The organism is Pseudomonas sp. HS-18 (assembly GCF_020401845.1).
GTDB classification, from domain to species: domain Bacteria; phylum Pseudomonadota; class Gammaproteobacteria; order Pseudomonadales; family Pseudomonadaceae; genus Pseudomonas; species Pseudomonas nitroreducens.
This window is the reverse complement of the sequence record NZ_CP084413.1, coordinates 818,506-830,887: the sequence shown is the minus strand read 5'-3', so window position 1 is coordinate 830,887 and position 12,382 is coordinate 818,506. Positions and strand designations below refer to the sequence as shown.

Below are 12,382 nucleotides of genomic sequence, written 5' to 3'. Positions count from 1 at the left end.
GGCGCCGGCCCGCCTCGGCCTAGTTCTCGCGCACTCGCTTGCTGCAACAATTGCGGTAGCGCTTGCCGCTGTTGCACGGGCACGGCTTGTCGCCGCGGCCGCCCAGCTCCAGCCAGCTTTCCAGCCGTTGGCGCATGGACTCGCGGACTTCCCGGCGCTCATCATCCATCTGCGGTTTGCCCAACTCGCGGCTGAGCCAGAGGTAGTCCTCCAGCAGCTCGTCACGCTCCAGCGCATGCAGTTGCTCGGCAAGAGGCACGCCCTCGTAACGGCGCTTCGGGTCGGGCAGGAAGGCGATGGGCTCGCCGCCTGGCAGCACGTTCCACAGTCGGCCCTGAGCGTCGCGCCAGCAGGCGCTGAAGCGGGCACGCAGGGCCAGGCCCGGCCACTCCTCCAGGCACCAGCCATCCACCCGCTCACCGCCCAGGCCCTCCACCGCCTTGCCCACGGAGAACCAGGGTTCGCCGGCGATGCTGTCAGGCAAGGGAAGCGGCGCGGCGACTTCAGGCGTGCCGTTTTCCACCAGGCGGCGGGAGAAGCGGCGCAAGGGGTTGGTCAGGTGCGAGGGGGCGCGGAAGGGCATGCAATCACCAGCGGAGGAGGTCGGCGAAGGTCCGACCGGAGGAGCGCGCCACGGTTCCCCGTGGCGCGGGAGGCGAGCATTCTAGGCCCGCCCCAGGCTGCGTCAACGCGAGCGGTTCAGTAGCTGCGCGTGGAGATGGGCTTGGCTTCGGCGCCCAACTCGCGCAGCAGATCGTCAAGCAATGACGACGCGCCGAAACGCAGATGCTCCGGGGTGACCCAGCCAGCGCCGAAACGTTCCTCCACCAGCGCCCGGTAGCCCTGCGCATCGGCCAGCGTGCGCAGCCCGCCGGATACCTTGAGCCCCACCTTGCCGCCCTCCTCCTCGATGGTTTCGAGCATCACCCGCACCGCCTCGGGCGTGGCATTCACCGCCGCCTTGCCGGTGCTGGTCTTGAGGAAGTCGGCGCCGCCGGCGATGGCTTCCCGGCAGGCCGCGCGGATCAATTCGGGGGCGGCCAGCTCGCCGGTTTCCAGGATCACCTTGAGACGGTGGTAAGGCCCGCACAGCGTCTTGCAGGTACGGATCAGCTCCACTGCGCCGGTTGGCTCGCCGGCCTTGAGCTTGCGCCAGGGGTAGACCAGGTCGATCTCGTCCGCGCCTTCGGCAAGGGTCTTGCGCACCTCCTCCACCACGTCCGCCAGCGGGGCGTTGCCCGCGGGAAAGTTGCACACGCTGGCGACCTTCACCGAGCGCCCGCCCAGGGTATTGAGTGTTCGCCGGGCGATATGCACCAGTCTCGGCCAGACGCACACCGCGGCCACATCGCCGTAGGGCGTCAGCGCACGGCGACAGAGTTCGACGGTGCTTTGCAGGTCGTCGCGATCATTCAGGGAGGTCAGGTCCAGCAGGGCGAGCGCGCGGCCCGCCGGGGTCTTGCGAGGATCGGTCATCGGCAACGCTCTCCATCGGCTTTCTTCATGCAGCCAGGGCGACCACCATCACCCTGCTGGTCGCCCCGTGCCCTGTCGCAGATCAGCGGAACGGCGGCTCGTCGAAGCTGCGCAGCTTGCGCGAGTGCAGCGAGTTGAGCTGGGTGCGCAGCAGATCGACGGCGGCGATGCCGATGGACAGGTGCTGGCTCACCGCGCGCTGGTAGAACGCCGTAGCGGCGCCGGGCAGCTTGATCTCGCTGTGCAGCGGCTTGTCCGAGACGCACAGCAGCGTGCCGTAGGGCACCCGCAGGCGGTAGCCCTGGGCGGCGATGGTGCCGCTCTCCATGTCCACCGCAATCGCCCGCGCCAGGTTGATCAGCGGGCGTTCCTGGGCCCAGTGCAGCTCCCAGTTGCGATCGTCGTAGGTGAGCACGGTGCCGGTACGCAGGCGGCGCTTGAGCTGGTCGCCGCGCTCTCCGGTCACCACCGCGGCGGCTTCCTGCAACGCCAGTTGCACCTCGGCCAGCGCCGGGATCGGGATATGCGGCGGCAGCACACGGTCGAGAATGCCGTCGCGGCGCATGTAGGCGTGGGCCAGCACATAGTCGCCGATGGTCTGCGACTGTCGCAGGCCGCCGCAGTGGCCGACCATCAGCCAGCAGTGCGGGCGCAGCACGGCGAGGTGATCGGTGATGTTCTTCGCGTTGGACGGGCCGACGCCGATATTCACCAGCGTCACGCCGTCGCCATCCTCGGCGATCAGGTGATAGGCCGGCATCTGGAAGCGGTGCCATTCGACACTGGCGACGATGGCGTTGGCCTCACCTTCGTCGGTACCGCGCTCGATGACCACATTGCCCGGCAGGACCATGCGCACGAAGCGCGGATCGTCGCGCAGGCGCTCCAGGCCCAGGTGGATGAACTGGTCGACGTAGCGGTGGTAGTTGGTCAGCAGGATCCACGGCTGCACATGGCGCCAGTCGCTGCCGGTGTAATGCACCATGCGGCGCAGGGAAAAGTCAGTGCGCGCCGCGTCGAACAGCGCCAGCGGCATCGGGTCGGCGTTCTCCCATTCGTACAGGCCGTCCGCCACGCCATCGGAAGTGGCCGACAGGTCGGTGCTGGGGAACACCCGCGCCAACTCGGCGGCGGTCACGCCCGAACCACCCAGTTCATCGCCGCCTTCCACCACGTAGGGGTAAGGGATGTTCTGCTGGCTGACACCGACTTCCACCCGTACGGTGAAGTCTTCCATCAGCGGACGCAGTTGCTCGAGCAGGTATTTGCGGAAGGCCTTGGGCTGGGTGATGGTCACCGCGTAGGTCCCGGGCACCTGGACCTTGGCGTAGGCGCGGGTGGTGGATGGCACTTCGCCCTGGCACAGGTAGGTCACCCGCAGCAGCGGGTAGCGGAATTGTTCGCGCTGCTGCGCGTCGGGGACTTCGCGGTCCTTCAGGTAACGCTTGAGCGCCTGGTTCAGGGCGCCGGTGGCGCGCTCATGAAGCACGGCCAGTTGATCGACGGCCTCTTCGGCGGTCTGTGCGACGAAGAACTCGTCGCCAGTCGTAAGACTCATGGTGGGCATCCTGTCTGAACGATCAGCTCCATCTTGCCTGCTTCCGTTGCGGAAAGGGATGACAGATTCAACAGAGACGATCAGTGACAGGACCAGGCCAGCTGCCCATGGAGGGCAACTGGCAACGTTGCATCACGCCAGGTGCGGTGTCGCCCGCGCCACCAGCGCTTCCACATCCACGCCGCGCGGCAGGGTGCCGTAGACGCGGCCGCCGTCGTCCAGGCGGCTGGCGATGAAGGCGTCGGAGACCACCGAGTTACCCGCTTCCAGCAGCAGCTTGGCCTGCAGGGCGACGGCGACGTTCTCGGTGAGCTGGCGGGCGCGGTACTGGATGTCCTGGGTATCGGCGAAGGACGCCTTGAGGTTGCCGATGAACGAGGCCAGGCGCGCGTCACCATGGCCGTCTCCCAGCTCGGCGAACAGCGCGTCGAGCACGCCGGGCTCCTTGGACAGGGCGCGCAGCACGTCCAGGCACTGCACGTTGCCCGAGCCTTCCCAGGTGGAGTTGACCGGTGCTTCGCGGTACAGGCGCGGGAGGATGGTGTCCTCGACGTAGCCGGCGCCGCCCAGGCATTCGGCGGCCTCGTTGATCATCGCGGGGGCGCGCTTGCAGATCCAGTACTTGCCCACGGCGGTGACCAGGCGGGCGAACTTGTCTTCCTGTTCGTCGTGCTGGTGGTCCAGGGCGCGGCCCATGCGCAGGGTCAGCGCCAGCGCGGCTTCGCTTTCCAGGGCGAGGTCGGCCAGCACGTTCTGCATCAGCGGTTGCTCGGCCAGCACGCGGCCGCCGACCTGGCGGTAGGCGCAGTGGTGCGCGGCCTGGGTCAGCGCCTGGCGCATCAGCGAGCTGGAACCGATCATGCAGTCGAAGCGGGTCATGGCGACCATCTCGATGATGGTCGGCACGCCGCGGCCTTCCTCGCCGACCATCCAGGCCAGCGCGCCGCGGTATTCCACTTCGCTGGAGGCGTTGGACCAGTTGCCCAGCTTGTTCTTCAGGCGCTGGATGTAGAACTCGTTGCGGCTGCCGTCCGGGCGGTGGCGCGGCAGCAGGAAGCAGGTCAGGCCCTTGTCGGTGTAGGCCAGGGTGAGGAAGGCGTCGCACATCGGCGCCGAGCAGAACCACTTGTGGCCGACCAGCTCGTAGGCCTGCCCCGGGCCGGGAATGCCCACCGGGTAGGCGCGGGTGGTATTGGCGCGCACGTCGGTACCGCCCTGTTTCTCGGTCATGGCCATGCCGATGGTGGCGCCGGCCTTCTGCTCGATGGGCAGGTTGCGCGGGTCGTATTGGGTGGAAAGGATCTTCGGCAGCCACTTCTCGGCGATGTCCGGCTGCAGGCGGATGGCCGGCACGCTGGCGAAGGTCATGGTCAGCGGGCAGCCGGTGCCGGCTTCGGCCTGGCTGTGCAGGTAACTGAGGCCGGCGCGGGCAACCTGGGCGCCGGCACGCGGGTCGGTCCAGGGCATGGACGGGATGCCGGCCTCGATGGAGGCGCGCATCAGCTCGTGGTAGGCCGGGTGGAACTCGATCAGGTCGACGCGATGGCCGTAGCGGTCATGGGACTTGAACACCGGCTTGTTCTCGTTGGCCAGGAAGCCCGCCGCCATCAGCGGACCACCGGCCAGCGCGCCATAGGCGTCGAGTTTCTGCTCGGCGAAGCCACCGCCGTAGCGACGCACCCACTCCTGCAGCGGTACGTCGACGCGATAGAGGTTGGCGCCATCCAGCGGCGGCACCTGGTTGGTCACTTCGTGGGTTTCGGCGTACTGGTGCGGGATCATGACTGGTCCTCCATCACAGGCGTGGGCCTGGCAGGTTTGGCAAAGCAGCAGGGAACGCACCGACGGCGCGCAGGCAGAAGTTCACGAGGGCGTCGCTGACGTCCTCCAGGGAAACCTTGGATTCACCGGCATCCCGCGCGGCGCGGGCCGGTGGCGAGAGCGGACCGATCAACGCTTCGGCGATGGCGCCGACCAGGCAGGCGGCAGTGATCTGCACCGGCTGGGGCTGGAATTCGCCGGTGGCGATGCCCTGCTCCAGCAGGGTGATGAACAGGGCAGCGTAGGCGTCGCGGTAGACCAGGCGCTGCTCGTCGACCTCCGGGTCGACCGGTTCGGCGATCAGCGCAAAGGCCAGCTGACGACTGCCCCAGGCACGCGCGGCGAATTGGTGGAGGCCGCGGCTCAGGCGCTCGGCGGCGCTGCCCGAATCCTTCAGCAGCACGCCCAAGGCATCGACCTCGCGCTGGCTGGCGCGGGCGAAGACTTCGGCGGCCAGTTCGCCCTTGCCGCTGAAATGCCGATAGAGGCTGCCGGTAGCGATGCCAGCGTCATCGGCCAGGCTCTGCATGGTCAGCGCGGCGAAGCCGCCGTCGGCAACCCGCGCCAGCGCCAACTCGAGGATGCGCTGGCGCTGTTCGCCGTCCTTTTGCAGCCGTGCCTCGGTTTGCCGGTAGGCCATGGTCTGAACCCTGATTCATTGCATTGAAAGCAGTGAATCATGGTTCAGACTTTGGCTGAAAGGGACATTCCCGCCACGGGAAGGGCGATTCTGGCCAAACCGCCACCGCCCGTAGCGACTATTACCAGAGCGGCATCTGATAGCTGACGATGACCCGCGTTTCGTCGATGTCGTTGCCGAAATCGCTGCGGAAGGCGCCGTTGCGCACCTTGAAACCAAGGTTCTTGAACGGGCCGTTCTGCACCACATAGCCGATGTCGGTGTCGCGCTCCCATTCCTTGCCGCGCCCCGAGCCGTTGAGCAGGTCGATGTGGTCGCCCTGCAGGTAGCGCGTCATGAAGGTCAGGCCGGGCAGGCCGAGGCCGGCGAAGTCATAGTCGTAGCGCGCCTGCCAGGAGCGCTCGTCCTTGTTGGCAAAGTCGCCGATCTGCACGAAGTTGGTCAGGTACGGGTCGGTGCCGGACAGGTAGGCGAAGCCGGTGTCGCCGGACATGCGCTGGTAGCCCACGCCGAAGCCGCTGCCACCGATGCGGTAGGTGAACAAGGCGTTGAGCGCGCGGTTGTCGACGTTGCTGCCGCCATCGTCGGTGGAACGCGCCCAGCGGATGTCGGACTTCAGCGACTGGCCCTCGGCGATGGGCAGCGTGTGGACCACGCTCAGGTAGTGCTGGCGGTAGAAGTTTTCCAGGCCACCATAGTGGTAGCTGGTGCTGAGGTTGTCGGTCCAGCGGTAGGTGCCGCCGGCGAGGTTGAAGCGGTCGCTGCTGGTATGGCTGCCGAGCACGATGTTGCGCTTGTTGCCACGGGTCATCGACAGGTCTTCGTCGTTGGTCGAGTCACGCTGTTTCACCTGGCGCAGTTGGCCCAGTTGCGCGGTGAGGCCGTCGATCTCGTTGATCTCGGCGAGGCCGCCCTGGAAGGTCTGCGGGTGCAGGCGGGTGTCGTTGTATTGCACCACCGGCATCTTCGGCAGCAGCGTGCCGACCTTCAGGGTGCTTTTCGACGCGCGCAGCTTGGCAGTCACGCCCAGGTCGCTGTAGTCGTCCGCGGCGCGCTTGTCGCTGGCCGAGTATGGCAGCAGGCCGGAACCGGTGCGGTCGGGGCTGGAGTCCAGTTTGATCCCGAGCAGGCCGAGCGCATCGACGCCCACGCCGACCGTGCCCTCGGTGTAGCCCGACTCGAAGCGCAGCAGGAAACCCTGTGCCCACTCCTCGGATTTCGACTGTGCGGCGCCGCTCTGACGGTAGTCGCGGTTGAAGTAGAAATTGCGCAGTTCCAGGCTGGCCTTGCTGTCCGCGATGAAGTCCGCGTGGGCGAACAGGGGCAGGCAGGCGAAGCTCGAAACGAGCGCCCGTACGGGAAGATTTTTCATTGTTGTTGTCTCTTCGTCAGGTGAGGTGAAGGCGGCGCCGCTGCCTGAAGTTCCGTGCCAGAGCCCCTTCCCCAGCCCCATCGTCCAGGGAGAGGGAGGCCCCACACATGGCCCCAGGAAACGCTTGCTCCCGCGCCGCCCGATGGAAATCACTGGATAAGCAAACCCTCCAGTCGCTCGCGGATCAGCTCGCGCGCCTGCTCGACGATGCCGCGCAGCAGTTCCTCGCAGCTCGGTTCGTCATCGATCAGGCCCTGGACCATGCCCGCCGACCAGATGCCCAGGTCGGTGTCGCCCTGTTCGTAGACCGTGCGCCCGCGCAGGCCGCTGACCAGCGTGGCGATGTCGGCATAGGTGGCGTTGCCGCGCGCCTCGATGGCCAGCACTTCCTGGCTGATAGCGTTGCGCGCGACCCGCGCGCTGTTGCGCAGCGAACGCATGATCACGTCCGTGGAGCGCTCGTCGGCGGCGCGGATGGCCGCCTTGACCTGCGGGTGGATCGGGCATTCGCGGGTGCTGAGGAAGCGCGTGCCCATGTTGATCGCATCGGCCCCCAGCGCCAGCGCCGCCACCAGCCCGCGCCCGTCGGCGAAACCACCGGAAGCGATGATCGGCACACGCAGCCGGTTGGCCGCCGCCGGCAGCAATACCAGGCCGGGAATGTCATCCTCGCCCGGATGGCCGGCGCATTCGAAGCCGTCGATGGACACCGCGTCGACCCCCAGTTGCTCGGCCTTGAGCGCATGGCGCACCGCCGTGCATTTGTGGATCACCTTGATGCCATGCTGGCGGAACTCGGCGATGTGCTCGCCGGGATTGTTCCCGGCGGTTTCGACGACGCGAATGCCACTCTCGATGATCACCGCGCGGTACTCGGCGTAGGGGATCGGTTTCTGTGTCGGCAACAGCGTCAGGTTGACGCCGAAGGGCTTGCCGGTGAGCTCGCGGCAGCGCGCGATCTCGTCGGCCAGCGCCTGCGGCGTCGGCTGGGTCAGCGCCGAGAGCGTCGCCAGGCCACCGGCGTTGGCCACCGCCGCCGCCATCTCGGCGCGCCCCACCCACTGCATGCCGCCCTGCATGATCGGGTGTTCGACGCCGAAGGTTTCGGTGAATCGGGTCTTGAACATGCGCCTGTCCTCCGAAGGGTCAGATCGGGTCCCAGGAGAACACGTCCGGGCTGCGCGCCAGGTCCATGAAGCTCCCGCGCAGCGCCGGCATGCCGTACTCGGCGATGCTCTGCGGGGTCCAGCCGTTGTCGCTGTGCACGCTGCGCAGCGGGCGGCTCTGGCTCATCAGGAAGATCTCGTGGTTGCGTGCGGCGAACACCTGGCCGTTGACCGCGCTGGCGGCATCGGAGGCGAGGTACACGGCCAGCGGCGCGTTCTTGTCCGGGGTCATGCGCTGCAGGTTTTCCACCCGCGCTTTCTGCTCCGGGGTCTCGGCCGGAATGGAGTCGGTCATGCGGCTCCAGGCGAAGGGCGCGATGCAGTTGGAGCGCACGTTGTAGCGCTGCATGTCGAGGGCGATGGATTTGCTCAGGGCGACGATGCCCAGCTTGGCCGCCGAGTAGTTGGCCTGGCCGAAGTTGCCGATCAGCCCCGAGGTGCTGGTCATGTGCACGAAGGCGCCGCTGTTCTGCGCGCGGAAATGCTCGGCGGCGGCGCGGCTGACGAAGAAGCTGCCGTTGAGGTGCACGTTGATCACCGACAGCCAGTCCTCGGCGCTCATCTTGTGGAAGATGGTGTCGCGCAGGATGCCGGCATTGTTGACCACGATGTCGACGCGGCCGAAGGCGTCGATGGCGCTGGCGACGATGCGCCGGGCGCTGTCCCAGTCCGACACGCTGTCGGTGTTGATCGCGCCGTCGCCGCCGCGCTGGCGGATCAGCCCGAGGGTTTCCTCGGCCGGGGAAGCCGAGCCGCCCTCGCCCTGCAGGGACACGCCGATATCGTTGATCAGTACCCGCGCGCCGCTGTCGGCCAGGGCCAGGGCAATCTCGCGGCCGATGCCGCCACCGGCGCCGGTGACGATCGCTACCTTGCCTTCGTTGAGTCGTTGGGTCATTGCTCGTTCCTTACATCAATTCGTGTTTGAGGTTCGTTGTGCGCACGATCAGCTCGGCAGGCCGAGCACGGTCTTGGCCAGGATGTTGCGCTGGATCTCGTTGGTACCGCCGTAGATGGTGGTGGGCCGCGACTGGATGAAGATGCCCGCCGGGTGCAGTTCGGGGTCGTCGCTGAAGGGGTTGAGCAGCGCCGAATCCGCGCCGGCGATCTCCAGCCCGAGCTCGCTGATGCGCTGGTACAGCTCGGACTGGTGGATCTTCAGCAGGGAAACATCCGGGCCCAGTTCCTCGCCGCGCCGCAGGCGTTCGGCGAAGCGCTCGTAGAGCGCCTTGTGGCAGTCCAGGTCCATGCTCAGCGCGGCGAAGCGCTGGGCGAACACCGGGTCGTCCCACAGGCCCTGGTGACGGGCCAGGCGCACCAGGCGCTCGAGGGCGAAGGTGGCCTGCTTGGGCGAGCCGAGGAAGATGCGCTCGAAGCCGAGCAGCGCCTTGGCCATGCCCCAGCCGTGGTTGACCGCGCCGACGAGGTTTTCCTCCGGCACGCGCACGTCGTTGAAGAACACCTCGCAGAACTCGCCCTGCAGTTCGAGGTTGAGGATCGGCCGTACCTCGACGCCGGGGCTGTCCATCGGCACGAGCAGGAAGCTGATGCCCTGCTGCGCCTTGGCACTGCGCTCGGTGCGCGCCAGCACGAAGATCCAGTTGGCCTCGGTGCCCATGGTGGTCCAGGTCTTCTGGCCGTTGATCACCCACTCGCCGTCGCGCAGCACCGCTTCGGTACGCAGGCTGGCGAGGTCGGAGCCGGCATTGGGCTCGCTGTAGCCCTGGCACCAGATGTCCTCGCCGCTCAAGATGCGCGGCAGGAAGCGCTCACGCTGGGCGTCGGTGCCGTAGCGGATCAGCAGCGGGCCGAGCATGGTGATGCCGCTGTCGGGCAGTCGCGCGCAGCCGTAGTTTTCCATCTCCTCGATCATGATCAACTGCTTGCCGGCGGACAGGCCCATGCCGCCGTGTTGCACCGGCCAGCCGGGGCACAGCCAGCCCTGCTGCGACAGTGCCTGGTACCACTCCCAGGTGTCGTCGCGACCCAGGCGGTGGGCCGGGTTGCGGATGCGTTGCGGGTAGTTGGCGGCGACCCACTCGCGCACCAGCCGACGGAATTCGCCGTCGTCGAGGGCGTTGTAATCGGTCATGTCACGGTTCTCCTGATTACTGGCCCCGGAAATCCGGGGAACGTTTTTCGAGGAAGGCCGCTTTGCCTTCAGCGTGGTCGGCACTGAGGAACAGCTGGCTCTGGAAATCGCCTTCGCGTTCGAGCAGCAGCTCCAGGCCATCGGCCAGCAGCGCCTTGGTCAGCGACAGTGCCAGCGGCGCCTGCTGCTCGACCTTCGCGGCCAGTGCCAGCGCCGCATCCAGCGCGGCACCCGGTGCACAGAGCTGGTCCACCAGGCCGATGCGCAATGCTTCCTCGGCCTCGATCACCTGGCCGAACATCAGCACTTGCCGCGCCCGACCGTTGCCGATGCGCGCAGGCAAGGTGTGCAACTGGCCAAGATCGGCGATCAGTCCGACCTTGCCGAAGCCCGCCGCGAAGCGCGCCGTGCCGCCGCAAACCAGGCTGTCGCAGGCCAGCGCCACCGAAAGCCCGGCGCCCACCGCCCAGCCTTCGACGGCGGCGATGATGGGCTTGCCCATGCGCAGCATCTGGCGGATCAGGTCGGCGTTCTTCTGCATGCGCATGCGGCCGGCGTTGAGGTCGGTGACGTGCATGTCGCTGAGGTCGCCGCCAGCGCTGAAGACTTCCGCCGAACCGGTGAGCACCACGCTGCGCACGGAGGGATCGGCGTCCGCTTCACGCAGTGCGTCGAGCAACTCGGCGCGCAATGCGGGGGACAGCGCATTGCGCCGCGCCGGATTGTTGAAACGCAGCAGGCGCACCGAACCATGAGTTTCCTGCAGCAGCATCTCGCTCATCACGCCACCTCCGCATGCAGCAGGGCGATGTAGCGCGCCCGATGGAAGGCCAGCGAGCCCTGGCTGTTGAGCAGCACCATGGCGCGGCGCAGGAACAGGCCGATGTCGGCCTCGTCGGTGTAGCCGATGCCGCCGTGCAACTGGATCGCCTGGCGGGTGACCAGCATGGCCGCTTCGGCGGCACGCACCTTGGCGGTGGACACCAGGCGCTGTACCAGGGCAGTCGGCGCACCGTCATCCAGGGCGCTGGCCGCTTCGCCGACGATGGCGCGGGCCAGCTCGATCTGCAGCTTCAGGTCGACCATGCGGTGCTGCAGCGACTGGAAGCTGCCGATCTCGCGGCCGAACTGGCGGCGCACGCCGAGGTAGTCGCGAGTCTGTTCGAAGGCGGCATCCATCAGCCCGACCAGATAGGCTGAGCAGGCCAGCGCCGCTTCGTCGAGGGCGGCGGGCGTGGACTCGACGAGTTGTGCCGGCGTGCCGTCGAAGCGCAGGCGCGCCAGGTGGCCGCCGTCCTGGGTCGCTTCCTGATGCAGGCTGAGCCCTTCGGCGTTGCGCTGCACCAGAGCAAGGCCGGCGTTGCAGGCGACCAGCCAGGCATCGGCCGCAGCACCGAGCGCTACGTGGGCAATCTCGCCGCGCAACTGGCCGTCGCGCAGCACCGGCAATGCCGCATCTGCTTCATAACCGATGCCGGCCGGGAGGATCAGCCGCTCGCCGGCCAGCAGCGCGTCACGCTCGTCCGCCGGCAGTAGCGGAGCGACCAGGCTCGCCTCGATCAGCGGCTCGGGCAGCAGGCCACGGCCCAGCTCTTCCAGCAGCGCCGCGTACTCGGCCATGCCCAGCCCGCTGCCGCCCCGTTCTTCCGCCAGGCGCAGGCCCGGCCAGCCCATGGCGCAGACTTCGCCCCAGGCGTCGCGGTCGACGCCCGTCTGCTGGAAGCGCAGACGGCGCACCCGGCCCAAGTCGCCGCCGCGCGGGACCAGGGAGGCGGCGCTGTCACGGATCAGCCGCAGGCGCTCTTCGCGCTCCTCGGCCATCGCGGTGTGGTCGGTCATTTCATCATTCCCGTGTCGGTTGAACAGCTCCGGCCGCCGCGGGCCGGTACTTGAAACTGCCGGTGGCGCTGGCGATCAGCTCGCCGGCTTCATCGAAAATTTCCGCCGCGCAGAAGCACAGCGTGCGGGTGCGCTTGAGCACCCGGCCGACGGCGTTGATCTCGCCGCGGGTGCTGCCCATGAAGTGGGTGGCCATGTCGATGGTGACCATCGAGCAACCCGGCATCTGCGCACGGATCGCGCCGGCCATGGCAGCGTCGAGCACGCTCATCAGCACGCCGCCGTGGAAGCTGTCGATGTAGTTCATCAGCTCCGGGCGGTGGCGCAGGCGTACCCGCACCACTTCGCCATCGACCCAGCGCTCCAGGCCGAGGAACTCCTGGAAGGTGTATCGATCGCGGGGGAACATGTCCGGCCC

General features: G+C 67.7%; 12 protein-coding genes. All 12 read right to left on the bottom strand.

Annotated features, from left to right (window positions below; all coding sequences use genetic code 11):
• Positions 1-19 precede the first annotated feature (19 nt).
• The 12 genes from LDJ84_RS03980 to LDJ84_RS03925 all read right to left on the bottom strand — a co-directional run bounded on the left by LDJ84_RS03980 (position 20) and on the right by LDJ84_RS03925 (position 12,373).
• On the bottom strand, positions 20-583 hold the full coding sequence (locus tag LDJ84_RS03980; protein ID WP_024763950.1) for an SEC-C metal-binding protein: 564 nt from the start codon (positions 581-583) through the stop codon (positions 20-22).
• Between the two features lie 116 nt (positions 584-699).
• The gene (deoC, locus tag LDJ84_RS03975; protein WP_024763951.1) at positions 700-1,476 is read right to left on the bottom strand and encodes a deoxyribose-phosphate aldolase; all 777 of its coding nucleotides are present in this window, start codon (positions 1,474-1,476) and stop codon (positions 700-702) included.
• Positions 1,477-1,558: 82 nt separating this feature from the next.
• A complete protein-coding gene (amn, locus tag LDJ84_RS03970) occupies positions 1,559-3,043 on the bottom strand; it encodes an AMP nucleosidase (protein ID WP_376784772.1) in 1,485 nt (494 codons plus the stop codon).
• A 123-nt stretch (positions 3,044-3,166) separates the two neighbouring features.
• Positions 3,167-4,816, bottom strand: a complete 1,650-nt coding sequence (locus LDJ84_RS03965) for an acyl-CoA dehydrogenase family protein (protein ID WP_226045925.1) — start codon at positions 4,814-4,816, stop codon at positions 3,167-3,169.
• Between the two features lie 13 nt (positions 4,817-4,829).
• A complete protein-coding gene (locus tag LDJ84_RS03960) occupies positions 4,830-5,495 on the bottom strand; it encodes a TetR/AcrR family transcriptional regulator (RefSeq protein WP_226045924.1) in 666 nt (221 codons plus the stop codon).
• 121 nt (positions 5,496-5,616) lie between these two features.
• On the bottom strand, positions 5,617-6,867 hold the full coding sequence (locus LDJ84_RS03955; protein ID WP_024763954.1) for an OprD family porin: 1,251 nt from the start codon (positions 6,865-6,867) through the stop codon (positions 5,617-5,619).
• Positions 6,868-7,016: 149 nt separating this feature from the next.
• Positions 7,017-7,994: an NADH:ubiquinone reductase gene (locus LDJ84_RS03950; RefSeq protein WP_024763955.1), complete on the bottom strand. Its 978-nt coding sequence runs from the start codon at positions 7,992-7,994 to the stop codon at positions 7,017-7,019.
• 19 nt (positions 7,995-8,013) lie between these two features.
• Positions 8,014-8,931 (bottom strand): SDR family NAD(P)-dependent oxidoreductase, encoded by a 918-nt coding sequence (locus LDJ84_RS03945; RefSeq protein ID WP_084358045.1) that lies wholly within the window; start codon positions 8,929-8,931, stop codon positions 8,014-8,016.
• Positions 8,932-8,979: 48 nt separating this feature from the next.
• Positions 8,980-10,125, bottom strand: a complete 1,146-nt coding sequence (locus tag LDJ84_RS03940; protein ID WP_226045923.1) for an acyl-CoA dehydrogenase family protein — start codon at positions 10,123-10,125, stop codon at positions 8,980-8,982.
• A gap of 16 nt (positions 10,126-10,141) precedes the next feature.
• Complete coding sequence (locus LDJ84_RS03935; RefSeq protein WP_164488292.1) at positions 10,142-10,897, bottom strand: enoyl-CoA hydratase/isomerase family protein; 756 nt, start codon at positions 10,895-10,897, stop codon at positions 10,142-10,144.
• An 8-nt stretch (positions 10,898-10,905) separates the two neighbouring features.
• On the bottom strand, positions 10,906-11,964 hold the full coding sequence (locus LDJ84_RS03930) for an acyl-CoA dehydrogenase family protein (protein WP_196913587.1): 1,059 nt from the start codon (positions 11,962-11,964) through the stop codon (positions 10,906-10,908).
• A 4-nt stretch (positions 11,965-11,968) separates the two neighbouring features.
• Positions 11,969-12,373, bottom strand: a complete 405-nt coding sequence (locus LDJ84_RS03925; RefSeq protein ID WP_037006947.1) for a PaaI family thioesterase — start codon at positions 12,371-12,373, stop codon at positions 11,969-11,971.
• Between the last annotated feature and the right edge of the window lie 9 nt (positions 12,374-12,382).